We start from the raw sequence: 13589 nt of genomic DNA, 5'->3' as shown, positions 1-13589 counted from the left end.
AGGGATTTTATGGATATGGCGTTTTATGCGTTCGGCAATTCGTCGCGAGCGCCTTCGAGGTGCGTCTGCTCGGCCCAGCGCAACAAGCGCCAGCGGTCGTCGGTCCGCTCGATCCAGTTGAGCGCTGCGTTGGGGATGGAAAAATCGCGCGGTGCGTGCAGGTCCTTGCGGGCTGCGATGCGGTGCACGATGTCGAGCACCCCCCCGTGGGTCACCACCAGCACCTGCTCGCCCGGGTGGCGGACGGTGATCTCGTCGAGCACGCTGTGCACCCGCGCGGCGAAGTCCTCCAGGCTCTCGCCGCCCTCGGGAAAGGCGAAGCCAGGGTCGCGCTGCACGAAGCTGCGGTACGCGTCCGGGTGCAGGCGCTCGGCCTCATCGTAGGTGAGTCCCTGAAACAGTCCGTAATGACGCTCCCGCAGGCGCGGCTCCGTGACGACGGCCAGGCCATGGCTGTTGGCGACCGCGGTCGCCGTCTGTTGTGCGCGGCAGAGATCGCTGCTGTAGAGCGCGGCGAAGCGAAGGCTGCCGAGGCGCATCGCGGTGGCTTCGGCCTGGCGGTGGCCGAGCGGATTGAGTGGAACGTCCAGATGTCCCTGCAGCCGGCGTTCCGCGTTCCAGGCGGTTTCGCCGTGACGCACGAGGCAGAGACGGCAGCTTGATGCGGTGAGGGGCGAGGCGTGCATGTAGGGACTCGGGGCGTGCGAAAAAAGGAGGAGCCCGCGCGGGGCTCCTCGGGTGCTGCGGATGCCGGGAGCGGCGAAGCTCAGCGCACCGACTGCATGAAGCGGTCGTAGGTCGCTTCAGCCACGCCGAACCAGGCGTTCTGCGACTGGCGGTACTTGACGAACTCGGTGTAGATCTTCTTCCATGCCGGGTTCTTCGCCGACTCTTCGTCGTACAGTTCCTGGCTGATCTCGTACGCCTTCTGCATGATCTCGTTCGAGAAGCGCTGCAGCTTGACGCCCTGCGCGAGCAGGCGGGCGAGGGCCTGCGGATTCTTGTGGTCGTAGCTGGCGGTCATCAGGATGTGCGCTTCGCGCGCGGCGGCGCGGAAGGCGGCCTGGTACTCCGCGGGCAGCTTCTCCCATTCCTGCTTGTTCACATAGAAGTGAACCGCAGGCCCCGGCTCCCAGAAACCCGGGGCGTAGTAGTAGGGCGCGACCTTGTGGAAGCCCAGCTTCTCGTCGTCGTACGGGGCGACGAACTCGGCAGCGTCGATGGTGCCCTTCTCCAGCGCGGCGTAAATGTCGCCCGCGCCCAACTGCTGCGGAATCGCACCCATGCGCGCGAGGATCTCGCCGCCGATGCCAGGGATGCGGAATTTCAGGCCCTTGACGTCATCGACCGTGTTGATCTGCTTGCGGAACCAGCCACCCATCTGCACGCCGGTGTTGCCGCCGAGGAAAGAGTAGACGTTGTAGTTGCTGTAGAACTCGTCGAGCAGTTCCTGACCGCCGCCGGCGATGATCCAGGCGTCCATCTGGCGCGCGTTGAGGCCGAAGGGAATGGCGGTGCCAAAGCCGAAGGCCTTGTCCTTGCCGGTGTAGTAGTAGGAGCAGGTGTGGCACATCTCGACGGTGCCCTGCTGCACCGCGTCCAGCGCCTGCATGCCCGGCAGCAGTTCGCCGGCCGGATAAACGCGGATGTCGAACTTGCCGCCGGTGATCTCGCGCAGGCGGTTCGCGAGCAGGTCGGCGCTGCCCATCAGCGTGTCGATGCTCTTGGGGAAGCTCGAGGTCATTCGCCACTTGATCTCGGGCAGGCCGGTCTGGACTGCGGGGGCGGCGATGGCTGCCGTCGAGGCTGCGCCGGCAGCGCCAGCGGCCAGGCTGGCGCCTGCCTTCTTGAGGAATGAGCGACGTTCCACGTTATCTCCTTGCGGGTGTGTTGAATGCGCAGACGATTATATAGACCCGCGTCTGCTTCCGGGATTTGCATGCGCTGGTTTCAGCGACCGGCCACCTTCATGTGCTCGATCAGCACCGAGCCGCACTGCTTGGCGCTGCGCGGCAGGGCATCCTTGCCAATGGCGACGATGCTGCGGAACATCTCTCGCAGGTTGCCGGCAATGGTCACCTCCTCGACCGCATGCTTGATGCGGCCTTTTTCGACCCAGAAGCCTGCCGCGCCACGCGAGTAGTCGCCCGTTACGTAATTCACGCCGTGGCCGAGGAGTTCGGTCACGAGCAGGCCCCGGTCCATCTGCCGGATCAGGCTGGCGAGATCGTGCTCCCCGGGGTGCACGATCAGGTTGTGGGAGCCGCCGGCGTTGCCGGTGGTCTGCATGCCCAGCTTGCGGGCGGAGTACGCGGACAGGAAATACCCTTCCAGCACGCCGTCGCGGACCACCTCGCGGTCACGGGTGGCGACGCCGTCGCTGTCGAAGGGGCTGGAGCCGAATGCCTTGCGCAGGTGAGGGCGCTCGGAGATGTTTACCGTTGCCGGAAAAAGCGGCTGGCCGAGGCTGTCGAGCAGGAAGCTTGCCTTGCGATAGAGCGCGCCGCCGCTGGCTGCCTGCACGAAATTGCCCACCAGAGACACCGCGAGCGGTGCCTCGAAGATCACCGGTACCTCGCAGGTGCGGATCTTCTTCGCGCCCAGGCGAGCGAGCGCGCGCTCGCCGGCCACCCGGCCGATCTCTTCGGGCGACAGCAATTCGGCGGGGTCGCGGCGGGCGTCGTACCAGAACTCGCGCTGCATGCCGTCGCCCTCTCCGGCGATCACCGAGCAGGACAGGCCGTGACGTGTGGTGGCGTAGCCGCCCACGAAGCCGTGGCTGTTGGCCGAAACGAAATGCGACTGCTGGATCGATGTGTTCGCGCCTTCGGAGTTGGTGATCTTCGGGCTCACCGCGAAGGCCGATTCCTCGCAGCGGCGCGCGAGTTCGATCGCTTCCGCGACGTCGATCGCCCAGGGATGGAAGAGGTCGAGCTCCGGAAGCTTCTTCGTTCGTGCCATCAGCGCTGCATCGGCCAGCCCTGCGCAGGGGTCGGGGGCCGTGAAGCGGGCGATCGAGATGGCTGCCTCGACTGTGGCCTTGAGTGCCTTCTTCGAGAAATCGGAGGTGCTCGCGTAGCCGCGTTGCTGACCGAGATAGACGGTGACGCCGACGCCCTTGTCGCGGTTGTACTCGATCGTGTCGACTTCGCTCCGACGGACCGCAACGGACTGGCCGAAGCCCTCCGATACGTCGGTCTCGCAGGCCGATGCGCCGAGCTTCTTCGCGTGCTTCAGGATGTCGCCGGCGATCTCCGCGAGATGTGCCTGCGAGAAGGAAAAGCCTTGACTGGACATGGAGGGGTCGTCTGCGTGCAAAGGCTATAATCTTAACCCGATCAAGCCAGCCCCCCACGCACGCAATGCGCTCAGAATCGCGCCGCCACGGCCAAGCAGAACCCGAATCCGAAGACGACTTCCTTGAACCGCCGAGCAAGAGCAGCCGCAAGCGCGAGATGCAGGCGCTGCAGGACCTCGGCGAGCAGCTTGTTGCGCTCTCGCCCGAGCGACTCAAGAAGGTGCCGTTGCCCGAAACCCTGTACGAGGCCATCCGCGCCGCGCAGGGCTTCAAGATGGAAGCCCGCCGCCGCCAGTTGCAGTACATCGGCAAGCTCATGCGCAAGATCGACCCCGAGCCCATCCAGGCTCAGCTGGAGATCTTCGCCGGCAACTCGGCTGCCGAAGTGGCGAAGATGCACCGTCTCGAGCGCCTGCGAGAGCAACTGCTGGCAGACGAGCAGACCATCGGTACCATCGCCGAGACCTGGCCCGAGGCCGACCTGCAGTACCTGCGCACCCTGCGCCGCAATGCGCTCAAGGAGCGCGAGGCGGCGAAGCCGCCCAAGTCCTTCCGTGAGATTTTCCGCGTGCTGCGTGATCTGCAGGCGGCACAGGAGGCCGCCGAGGAAGAACTCGCCGTGCTCGGGCTGCCGATGGGCGACGATGTCGACGAGGATGCACCGCCACAGGCATGAACAATGCGGCTGACTGCCGCGCAGTGTGCCGCACAGACCTTCAGGCACAAGAACCACAGAGAGCGATTCCATGAGTGAACACATCCGCATCGGCCTGGTGTCGATCAGCGACCGCGCCTCGGACGGCACGTACGAAGACCAGGGCATCCCAGCGCTGAAGGACTGGCTGGGGAGGGCGCTCACCTCGCCGTGGGCAGCCGAGACCCGCCTGATCCCCGACGAGCGGGCGCGGATCGAGCGCACCCTCGTCGAGCTCGTCGACGATGTTGGCTGCAACCTGGTGCTCACCACCGGCGGCACCGGCCCGGCGGTACGCGACGTGACGCCCGAAGCGACCCTTGCCATCGGTGACAAGGAGATGCCCGGCTTCGGCGAGGAGATGCGCCGCATCAGCCTCAACTTCGTGCCCACTGCCATCCTGTCGCGCCAGGTCGCGGTGATCCGCGGCAAGTGCCTGATCATCAACCTTCCGGGCCAGCCCAAGTCGATCCGCGAGACGCTCGAGGGCGTGCGTGATGCCGACGGCAGCGTGCGTCATGTTGGCATCTTTGCCGCGGTGCCCTACTGCATCGACCTCGTTGGCGGCCCGTACATCGAGACGGATGGCGCAGTGATCAAGGCGTTCCGCCCCAAGCACGCAATTCGGCCGAAGCAGGCCTGAAGACGGTGAGCACGCCGACCGAACTGTTCTGGGAAGAGGTGGCTGAAGACGGCGGCGTGCGTGCTTGCAGCGCACGCTGGCGCTCCGAAAGCGGCCAGGCGCCGCCACGCCGCGTGGTGGTCGCGGATGACACCACCAAGGCTGACACAGCCTGGCGGCTGGCCTGTGAGGGCACTGCGCTGCTGTGGCGCGGCGACTATCACAACGCCCGCCAGTTGCTGCAGGCCATGGCGCGCCGCGCCGACGCCCGCCCGCGCAAGCAGGGCAAGGCAGGCAAGCGGGGCAAGCAGCCTGTTTCGCCTGCGCAGGCCTTCCACCTCCACCGCATGGCGCAGGCGCAGCGCGCACGCACGCTGGGCATGCTGTTGATTCCCTTCGAGGTCGGTGGGCGCATTCCGCTGCGGCGTGCGCCCGAGGTGCTTGAGGTCGTCGCCGAGGCCGTGTCCGGCACGCCCGATGGGGATCTGGCGGCGGCGCCCTTCGTGATGTCGCTGCGCGAACTGCTCGGTCTCGTCGGTGCGCACGAGTGGCGGCGCAAGGGCGTGGACATCCCGCTGCTCGGTGCGCGGATCCACCCCTGGTACGGCGTGTATTCGCCGATCCGCGGTGAGTACCTCGACCTGATCGCGCGCGCGCGCCTGCCCGCGAAGACGCAAGCCTTCGACATCGGCACCGGCACCGGCGTCATCGCCGCGTTGCTCGCGCGCCGCGGGGTGTCGCGCGTGGTGGCCACCGACGTGTCGCCGCGCGCGCTGGGCTGCGCGCAGGAGAACCTCGCCCGCCTCGGCCTGCTGGCGGAGGCTGCGCAGCAGGACAGCCCCTGCGGTGCTGATTCGAGCGCGACCTCTGCTGCCCATCAAGCGCCCACGGGTCGCATCGAGTTGCTGCTGACCGATCTCTTTCCGCCCGGTCGGGCGCCGCTGGTGGTGTGCAACCCGCCCTGGGTGCCGGCCAAGCCGAGCGCTGCGATCGAACACGCTGTCTACGACCCCGACAGTCGCATGCTGCGCGGTTTCCTCGCCGGTTTGGCGGAACACCTCGAGGAGGGCGGGGAGGGCTGGCTGATCCTGTCCGATCTCGCCGAACACCTCGGGCTGCGCAGCCGTGTCGAGCTCCTGGGCTGGATAGACGCTGCCGGATTGCGCGTGCTCGGCCGCGAGGACATCCGTCCGCGCCACCGCAAGGTGGCCGACGCCGAAGATCCGCTGCATGCGGCGCGTGCAGCGGAAACAACCTCGCTCTGGCGCTTGGGCGTCGCGGAGCGCTGAACGCGGAATCCGCTCAGCGCACCGCACAGCGGCACCTTCGCTTCGAGCGACCCTGCGGGAAACGGTTTTCCGTCTTCCCGGGCGCAGATAAATGCCCCCGGAAGCAAGGAAAACCTACTGTCGCGGCACCAGTCGGATCACCTTCTTTTCCAGATGTTTCGCCGTCGGCGGCACCGAGAGCTGCCGCCGACGCTCGACCTCGCGCCACCAGGCGCGCAGACCGAGCAGCACGGCGAGGATGCTCGCATAGAGCAGCGGCTCGCTGATGTCCGCCTTCACCAGCCACCAGAAGTGCACAACCGCGAAGATCGCGACCGCGTAGGTGGAGCGGTGCAGCGACTGCCATCGGCGCCCGCCGAGGCGACGGATGGCAAAGCTGTTCGAGGTGGCGGCGAGCGGGATCATCAGCACGAAAGCCGCGAAGCCGACGGTGATGAAGGGCCGGTCGAGGATGTCGAGTGCAATTGCGTTCACGTCGAAGAACTGGTCCAGCCACAGGTAGATCGCGAAGTGGGCCAGTGCATAGGCGAACGCGAACAACCCCAGCATGCGGCGCAGGCGCAGCAGCCAGTGCAGGCCGCTGAGGCGGCGCAGCGGAGTCACCGCCAGCGTGATCAGCAGCAGGCGCAAGGCCCACTCGCCCGTGGCGTGGGTGAGCGTCTCGATCGGGTTGGCGCCGAGCGTGTTCGCCTGCCAGCCGAGCGCGAGATGGATCGCGGGCAGCAGGCAGAGGATGAAGAGGAGAGTCTTGACGGCTACGATCAGGCCCGCGGAGGGTGCCTTGAGAGAGAGGGTCATCGCTTGGGTGGAGCGCAGTGCTGCTCAGTAGAATTTTTTCAGGTCCATGCCCTGATACAGGCCGGCGACCTGGTCGGCATAGCCGTTGAACATCTGCGTGGGGCGCTTGCGTACCTCGCCGATCCGGCGCTCGCTGTGCTGGCTCCAGCGCGGGTGGCGCACCTGCGGGTTCACGTTGGAATAGAAGCCATATTCCTGCGGTGCGAACTTGTTCCAGGCGGTGGCCGGCTCCGTTTCCGTGAGGCGGATGGTGACGATGGATTTGGCACTCTTGAATCCGTATTTCCACGGCACGACCAGACGGATCGGTGCACCGTTCTGGTTCGGCAGCACCTCACCATAAAGGCCGACGGAAAGGATGGTCAGCGGATGCAGCGCTTCGTCCAGACGCAAGCCTTCGGTGTAAGGCCAGTCGATGACGTCCGTATTCATCACTTTGGGGTCGTAGTGGGTGACGAATTCGACATACTTCGCGCTGCCCAGCGGTTCCACTTCCTTCAGCAGCGCGGCGAGCGGGAAGCCGACCCAGGGTACCACCATGGACCAGGCCTCGACGCAGCGCAGGCGGTAGATGCGCTCCTCCAGCGGGGCAAGCTTGAGCAGGTCATCGATGTCGAAGTTGCGCGGCTTGCCGACGAGGCCCTCCACGCGCACCGTCCACGGGCGCACCTGCATGCGGTGCGCGTTCGCGGCCGGATCGCCCTTGGCGGTGCCAAACTCGTAGAAGTTGTTGTAGGTCGTCAGCGCATCGTAGGGCGTGGGTTCCTCGGACGTGCTCAGCACCGAGGGCTGGGTGTGCAGCTTCGTCGCGGCGTGGGCCATGCCCGGGATGCCGTGCCACGCGGCTGCGCCCGCGATCAGGCCCGCGCCGCTGCGGGTCAGGAATTCACGCCGGCGTGCGAAAAGGGCCTGTGGGGTGATTTCGGAAGGCAGGATGTCGGCCGGCTTCTTGATCAGCATGGTCGGGGTTCTCCGGGTTGGGGCGTGCGTTTGAAGATGCCGGGCGTCATGCGTCGTGGCGCCGCGTGCAGTGTACGAACAGACGATCGAAACTTCGATCGGTTCATTGCATCATGCCGATAGGGGGCGCGTTGCCCAGTGCCCGCCCGCTTTCCGCTAAAATCGACTTCCCCGCAAAGTTTCGAGCAAAGGCCAAGCATGACCGCCTCCATCAAGGTGCATATCGACGACGTCCGTATCCAGGAGATCAAGGAGCTGGTGCCGCCTGCGCATGTGCTGCGCGAGTTTCCCGCGACCCCGAAGGCCGCGGAAGTCGCGTACGAGGCGCGGCAGGCGATCCATCGCATCCTCTACGGCGCGGACGACCGGCTGCTGGTGGTGATCGGGCCGTGCTCGATCCACGATCCGGAGGCGGCGATCGAGTACGCCAACAAGCTCAAGGCGGAGGCCGAGCGGCTGAGTGGCGATCTGCTCATCGTCATGCGGGTCTACTTCGAGAAGCCGCGCACCACGGTGGGCTGGAAAGGGCTGATCAACGATCCCGGCCTCGATAACAGCTTCCGCATCAACGACGGCGTGCGGTTGGCGCGCAAGCTGCTGTGGGAGATCAACGAGCTTGGCCTGCCGGCGGGCACCGAGTTCCTCGACATGATCACCCCGCAATACATTGGCGACCTGATCTCCTGGGGCGCGATCGGTGCGCGCACCACCGAAAGCCAGGTGCACCGCGAACTCGCATCGGGCCTGTCGTGCCCGGTCGGGTTCAAGAACGGCACCGACGGCAACCTGCGCATCGCGGCCGACGCGATCAAGGCGGCACAGGCGCCGCACCACTTCCTGTCGGTGACCAAGGCCGGTCACTCGGCCATCGTGTCAACGCGCGGCAATGAGGATTGCCACGCGATCCTGCGCGGCGGCAAGGAGCCCAATTTCGATGCAGTCAGCGTCGATACGGCTTCCAAGGCGCTCGCCGAAGCGGGGGTGTGCAACAAGGTCATGGTCGACTTCTCGCATGGCAACAGCCGCAAGCAGCACCGCCTGCAGATCGAGGTCGCGGAGAACGTTGCCGCACAGCTTGCCGAGGGCGAGGACCGCATCATGGGGGTGATGGTCGAGTCGCACCTCAAGGAGGGGCGTCAGGACCTCGTGCCGGGCAAGGCGCTCGAGTACGGCAAGAGCATCACCGACGCCTGCATCGGCTGGGAAGACAGCATCGACGTCCTCGAAACGCTTGCCGAGGGCGTGCGCCAGCGTCGCATCAAGCGCGCCGCCGAGTTCTGACCGGCTGCCGCGCCGACGAGCGCTACTGGGGCCTGCCACGTGCAGGCCCTTTCAACTTACGGCGGCCGGTGCCGCGCTCGATCTCCGGCCCGCCTTTCCCCGTACGGCTGCGCGCATGAGAGAACCCACGCGCAAGATCATCCATTGCGACTGCGACTGCTTCTACGCCTCGGTCGAGATGCGCGACGACCCGGCCCTGCGCGGCAGGCCGCTCGCGGTGGGCGGGCGTGCGGAGACGCGCGGCGTGATCGCCACCTGCAACTACGAGGCGCGTGCCTTCGGCGTGCATTCGGCGATGCCCACGGCACGGGCCTTGAAGCTGTGCCCGCAGCTGATCCTGCTACCGCCCGACTTCGATCGCTATCGGGAGGCCTCGCGCCGAATCCTCGCCATCTATCGCGACTACACGCCTCTGGTCGAGCCCTTGTCGCTCGACGAGGCTTATCTGGATGTCACCGGCGTGGACCGCTGCCACGGCTCGGCTTCGCTGATGGCCCAGGAAATTCGCGAACGCATCCGCGACGAGGTGGGCATCACCGCCTCGGCCGGCATCGCGCCCAACAAGTTCATCGCCAAGGTGGCGAGCGACTGGAACAAGCCCGACGGACAGTTCGTCGTGCGTCCGCAGGACGTCGACGCCTTCGTGGCCGCGCTGCCGGTAAAGAAGATCTTCGGCGTCGGCAAGGTTACGGCGGCGAAGCTCAATGGACTCGGCGTGCGCACCTGCGGTGATCTGCGCGCCTGGAGCGCAGCCGACCTGACCCATGCGTTCGGCAGCTTCGGCGCCAGCCTGTACCGGCTGTGCCGCGGCATCGATGAGCGCCCGGTGCAGCCCGATCGCGCGCGCAAGTCGCTGTCAGTGGAGACCACCTACACGCCCGACCTGCGCGATCTGCCCGCCTGCCGTGCAGCGCTGCTGGAACTGCTCGCGGATTTCAGCCGCCGCTTCGAGCGCGCGCGCGACCGACCGCCGGTACACAAGGTTTTCGTGAAGGTGCGTTTTGCGGATTTCAGCCGTACCACGGCCGAGTGCGTGAGCAGTGCCCCGGAAGAGACCACATGGCTGCGGCTGCTCGACGAGGCGCATGCGCGGGGTGCGATGCCCGTCCGGCTGCTGGGCGTGGGGGTGCGCTTCGGCGAGCGGGTCGAGGGGGGCACCGATGTGCTGCAGGGTTCGCTGTTCGAATCCTGAGCGCGCGGACCTTCCGGCTGGTGTGGCCGCGCGGCCGGGATCGGGTTTGCTCAGGCGTTCTTGCGCTTCTGCCACAGCACGTCGCCGCGCCCGCCGGCACGGTTGAGCACGCGGCCGAGCACGAAAAGTAGATCGGAAAGGCGGTTGAGGTACTGGCGCGGAGCGTCATTGACGGCCTCTTCCAGCGCCAGCGCGACCAGTGCGCGCTCGGCGCGGCGGCACACCGTGCGGGCGTGGTGGGCATAGGCCGCGGCACGGGTGCCGCCGGGCAGGATGAAGTCCTTGAGCGGCTCGAGGTCCTCGTTGAAGCGGTCGAGCTCTTCTTCCAGGTGGGTCACCTGCTTGTCGGTGATCATGCTCATGCCCGGGATGCACACCTCGCCGCCGAGGTCGAACAGGTCGTGCTGCACGTCTGTGAGTAGGGCACGCACGTCCTCGGGCAACTCCTCGCACAGCAGCAGGCCGACGATGGCGTTTGTCTCGTCGACCTCGCCCAGCGCGTGGATGCGCAGGCTGTTCTTGGAGACGCGCTTGCCGTCGCCCAGGCCAGTGGTGCCGGCGTCGCCGGTGCGGGTGTAGATCTTGGAGAGGCGGTTACCCATGGTGTGCTCGTGTCCCGTTGTTGGTTGACGTTCGCGTCAATTATAGGCGAAGGCTGGCGCTCCGCGGGGCGGCAATTGGTGCGCTTAAGCTCATGATAAACTTGCGCATTCGCCTGCAGCCAGGGCATCCCGTCCAGAAAACACGCAAACTTCCATGAAATCCGCCGAAATCCGCGACGCCTTCCTCAAGTTCTTCGAATCCAAGGGCCACCAGATCGTGGCCTCCAGCTCGCTCGTGCCGCACGAGGATCCGACGCTGCTGTTCACCAACGCCGGCATGAACCAGTTCAAGGACGTGTTCCTCGGCTTCGACAAGCGCGCCTACACCCGCGCCACCACCTCGCAGAAATGCGTGCGCGCCGGCGGCAAGCACAACGACCTCGAGAACGTCGGCTACACCGCGCGCCATCACACCTTCTTCGAGATGCTGGGCAACTTCAGCTTCGGTGACTACTTCAAGCGCGACGCGATTTCGTACGCCTGGGAGCTGCTCACCGAGGTCTTCAAGCTGCCCAAGGACAAGCTCTGGGTCACGGTGTACGCCGAGGATGACGAGGCCTACGACATCTGGACCAAGGAAGTCGGCGTACCGGCGGAGCGGGTGATCCGCATCGGCGACAACAAGGGCGCGCGCTACGCCTCGGACAACTTCTGGATGATGGGCGATACGGGACCTTGCGGCCCGTGCACCGAGATCTTCTACGACCACGGCGAGCACCTCTGGGGCGGCCCCCCGGGATCGCCTGAGGAAGACGGCGACCGCTACATCGAGATCTGGAACAACGTGTTCATGCAGTTCAACCGCGACGAGCAGGGTGTGATGCATCCGCTGCCCAAGCCCTCCGTCGATACCGGCATGGGCCTCGAGCGCATTTCGGCGGTGCTGCAGCACGTGCATGCCAACTACGAGATCGACCTCTTCCAGGCGCTGATCAAGGCCGCGGCGCGTGAAACCTCGGCCGCCGACATGGAATCGCCCTCGCTAAAGGTACTCGCCGACCACATCCGCGCCTGTTCCTTCCTGATCGCCGACGGCGTGATCCCGGGCAACGAAGGCCGCGGCTACGTGCTGCGCCGCATCATCCGCCGTGCCATCCGCCACGGCTACAAGCTCGGCGCGCGCGCTGCCTTCTTCCACAAGCTGGTGCCGGACCTGGTCGGCGAGATGGGCAGCGCCTATCCCGAGCTCAAGGATGGCGAGCGCCGCATCATGGACGTGCTGCGCCAGGAGGAAGAGCGCTTCTTCGCCACCATCGAGAACGGCATGGCGATCGTCGAGGCCGAGCTCGCCGCGATGGAGAAGGCGGGTAACAAGGTCTTCGACGGCGATACCGCCTTCAAGCTCCACGACACCTACGGCTTCCCGCTAGACCTCACCGCCGACATCTGCCGCGAGCGCGATGTGACCGTGGACGCCGCCGCCTTCGATGCTGCGATGGCGCGGCAGAAGGAGCAGGCGCGTGCCGCCGGCAAGTTCAAGATGGCCGCCAATCTGGAGTACGAGGGGCCCGAGACCACCTTCCACGGCTACACCGCACTCGAGGAGAAGGGCAACATCCTCGCCCTGTACAAGGACGGCGCACCGGTCAATGAGCTGCTGGAGGGCGAGATGGGTGTGGTCGTGCTCGACCACACGCCGTTCTACGCCGAGTCCGGCGGCCAGGTCGGCGACCGCGGCGAGTTGCGTGGCGCCGCGGGCATCTTCGGGGTGGAGGACACCCAGAAGATCCAGGCCGCGGTGTTCGGCCATCATGGCGTGGTGCGTACCGGCAAGCTTTCGGTGGGGCAGGGCGTGACCGCCCGGGTGGACGTCGCCGCCCGCGCCGCCACCGCGCGCAACCACTCGGTCACCCACCTGATGCACAAGGCCTTGCGCGAGGTACTCGGCGCCCACGTGCAGCAGAAGGGCTCGCTCGTCGATCCGGACAAAACGCGTTTCGACTTCGCTCACACCGCGCCGATGAGCGCCGAGGAGATCCGCGAGGTCGAGGAGATCGTCAACCGCGAGGTCCTCGCCAACAGTGCGACGCAGGCCGAGGTCATGGCGCTGGAAGCGGCACAGAAGTCCGGCGCGATGATGCTGTTCGGCGAGAAGTACGCCGACGAGGTGCGCGTGCTGTCGATCGGCACCTCCAAGGAGCTGTGCGGCGGCACCCATGTCACGCGCACCGGAGACATCGGCCTGTTCAAGATCGTCGCCGAGGGCGGTGTCGCCGCCGGCATCCGCCGCGTCGAAGCGATTACCGGCGAGAACGCGCTGCGCTACGCCCAGGAGCAGGAGCGTCGCGTGCAGGGCATGTCGGCGCTGCTCAAGGTGCAGCCCGACGAGGTCGCCGAGCGTGTCGCCGGCATCCTCGACAACGTGCGCGCGCTCGAGAAGGAGCTTGCGCGCCTCAAGGGCAAGCTCGCCGCCAGCCAGGGTGACGAGCTGGTGAGCCAGGCGGTCGAAGTGGGTGGCCTCAAGGTGCTCGCCGCCGTGCTCGAGGGCGCCGACGTGCCCACCCTGCGCGACACCATGGACAAGCTCAAGGACAAGCTCAAGTCGGCTGCGATCGTGCTGGCGAGCGTGGGCGAGGGCAAGGTCAGCCTGATCGCCGGCGTTACCGCCGACCAGACCGGCAAGGTCAAGGCCGGCGAGCTGGTCAATTTCGTCGCGCAGCAGGTCGGCGGCAAGGGCGGCGGCCGCCCCGACATGGCCCAGGCCGGTGGCACCCAGCCGGAGAACCTGCCGGCGGCGCTGGCGGGGGTGAAGGACTGGGTGGCCGGGAAGCTGTAAGCATCCGCATGCTGTGCCGAGGGCGCGAGAACTGCGCTTTCGCGGTCTTGCCCCTGTCCCGCCTGGTCGGAGCGATC

At 66.5% G+C, this 13589-nt stretch carries 12 protein-coding genes; 6 read left to right on the top strand and 6 right to left on the bottom strand.

The window, feature by feature from the left end; translation table 11 throughout:
• Positions 1-23 precede the first annotated feature (23 nt).
• The 3 genes from ACUH78_RS09760 to pmbA all read right to left on the bottom strand — a co-directional run bounded on the left by ACUH78_RS09760 (position 24) and on the right by pmbA (position 3297).
• Positions 24-686: a histidine phosphatase family protein gene (locus tag ACUH78_RS09760; protein ID WP_445333355.1), complete on the bottom strand. Its 663-nt coding sequence runs from the start codon at positions 684-686 to the stop codon at positions 24-26.
• An 80-nt stretch (positions 687-766) separates the two neighbouring features.
• Positions 767-1870: a TRAP transporter substrate-binding protein gene (locus ACUH78_RS09755; protein WP_418364968.1), complete on the bottom strand. Its 1104-nt coding sequence runs from the start codon at positions 1868-1870 to the stop codon at positions 767-769.
• An 80-nt stretch (positions 1871-1950) separates the two neighbouring features.
• Positions 1951-3297 (bottom strand): metalloprotease PmbA, encoded by a 1347-nt coding sequence (gene pmbA, locus ACUH78_RS09750; protein WP_445333354.1) that lies wholly within the window; start codon positions 3295-3297, stop codon positions 1951-1953.
• 65 nt (positions 3298-3362) lie between these two features.
• On the opposite strand from pmbA, the gene yjgA reads away from it, so the two are divergent.
• From yjgA to ACUH78_RS09735, 3 genes are all read left to right on the top strand, one after another.
• Entirely contained in the window at positions 3363-3974 is a 612-nt protein-coding gene (gene yjgA, locus ACUH78_RS09745; protein WP_418364970.1) for a ribosome biogenesis factor YjgA, read from the top strand.
• Positions 3975-4044: 70 nt separating this feature from the next.
• On the top strand, positions 4045-4635 hold the full coding sequence (gene mog, locus ACUH78_RS09740; protein WP_445333353.1) for a molybdopterin adenylyltransferase: 591 nt from the start codon (positions 4045-4047) through the stop codon (positions 4633-4635).
• Positions 4636-4640: 5 nt separating this feature from the next.
• On the top strand, positions 4641-5903 hold the full coding sequence (locus ACUH78_RS09735) for a methyltransferase (protein WP_445333352.1): 1263 nt from the start codon (positions 4641-4643) through the stop codon (positions 5901-5903).
• 114 nt (positions 5904-6017) lie between these two features.
• Here ACUH78_RS09735 and msrQ read toward each other — a convergent pair whose 3' ends face one another.
• Positions 6018-6701: a protein-methionine-sulfoxide reductase heme-binding subunit MsrQ gene (gene msrQ, locus ACUH78_RS09730; RefSeq protein WP_445333351.1), complete on the bottom strand. Its 684-nt coding sequence runs from the start codon at positions 6699-6701 to the stop codon at positions 6018-6020.
• A 24-nt stretch (positions 6702-6725) separates the two neighbouring features.
• Positions 6726-7661: a protein-methionine-sulfoxide reductase catalytic subunit MsrP gene (gene msrP / locus ACUH78_RS09725; RefSeq protein ID WP_445333350.1), complete on the bottom strand. Its 936-nt coding sequence runs from the start codon at positions 7659-7661 to the stop codon at positions 6726-6728.
• A 198-nt stretch (positions 7662-7859) separates the two neighbouring features.
• Here msrP and aroG point away from each other — a divergent pair, with 198 nt between their 5' ends.
• Entirely contained in the window at positions 7860-8942 is a 1083-nt protein-coding gene (gene aroG / locus ACUH78_RS09720) for a 3-deoxy-7-phosphoheptulonate synthase AroG (protein WP_445333349.1), read from the top strand.
• A gap of 115 nt (positions 8943-9057) precedes the next feature.
• Entirely contained in the window at positions 9058-10134 is a 1077-nt protein-coding gene (gene dinB / locus ACUH78_RS09715) for a DNA polymerase IV (RefSeq protein ID WP_445333348.1), read from the top strand.
• A 50-nt stretch (positions 10135-10184) separates the two neighbouring features.
• On the opposite strand, the gene ACUH78_RS09710 is transcribed toward dinB, so the two are convergent.
• Positions 10185-10736 (bottom strand): cob(I)yrinic acid a,c-diamide adenosyltransferase, encoded by a 552-nt coding sequence (locus ACUH78_RS09710; RefSeq protein ID WP_418364977.1) that lies wholly within the window; start codon positions 10734-10736, stop codon positions 10185-10187.
• 154 nt (positions 10737-10890) lie between these two features.
• Here ACUH78_RS09710 and alaS point away from each other — a divergent pair, with 154 nt between their 5' ends.
• Complete coding sequence (alaS, locus tag ACUH78_RS09705) at positions 10891-13512, top strand: alanine--tRNA ligase (RefSeq protein WP_445333347.1); 2622 nt, start codon at positions 10891-10893, stop codon at positions 13510-13512.
• The last annotated feature ends 77 nt before the right edge of the window (positions 13513-13589 follow it).

It is taken from the genome of Thauera sp. ZXT1-4 (assembly GCF_052598215.2).
Note: the sequence above shows the minus strand (reverse complement) of the source record. Positions and strands in the feature narration are given on the sequence as shown.

Coding starts and splice junctions, on each gene's coding strand:
- msrP (WP_445333350.1), bottom strand. CDS start 7,661: ATGCTGATCAAGAAGCCGGCCGACATCCTGCCTTCCGAAATCACCCCA.
- dinB (WP_445333348.1), top strand. CDS start 9,058: ATGAGAGAACCCACGCGCAAGATCATCCATTGCGACTGCGACTGCTTC.
- ACUH78_RS09760 (WP_445333355.1), bottom strand. CDS start 686: ATGCACGCCTCGCCCCTCACCGCATCAAGCTGCCGTCTCTGCCTCGTG.
- msrQ (WP_445333351.1), bottom strand. CDS start 6,701: ATGACCCTCTCTCTCAAGGCACCCTCCGCGGGCCTGATCGTAGCCGTC.
- pmbA (WP_445333354.1), bottom strand. CDS start 3,297: ATGTCCAGTCAAGGCTTTTCCTTCTCGCAGGCACATCTCGCGGAGATC.
- alaS (WP_445333347.1), top strand. CDS start 10,891: ATGAAATCCGCCGAAATCCGCGACGCCTTCCTCAAGTTCTTCGAATCC.
- mog (WP_445333353.1), top strand. CDS start 4,045: ATGAGTGAACACATCCGCATCGGCCTGGTGTCGATCAGCGACCGCGCC.
- yjgA (WP_418364970.1), top strand. CDS start 3,363: ATGCGCTCAGAATCGCGCCGCCACGGCCAAGCAGAACCCGAATCCGAA.
- aroG (WP_445333349.1), top strand. CDS start 7,860: ATGACCGCCTCCATCAAGGTGCATATCGACGACGTCCGTATCCAGGAG.
- ACUH78_RS09710 (WP_418364977.1), bottom strand. CDS start 10,736: ATGGGTAACCGCCTCTCCAAGATCTACACCCGCACCGGCGACGCCGGC.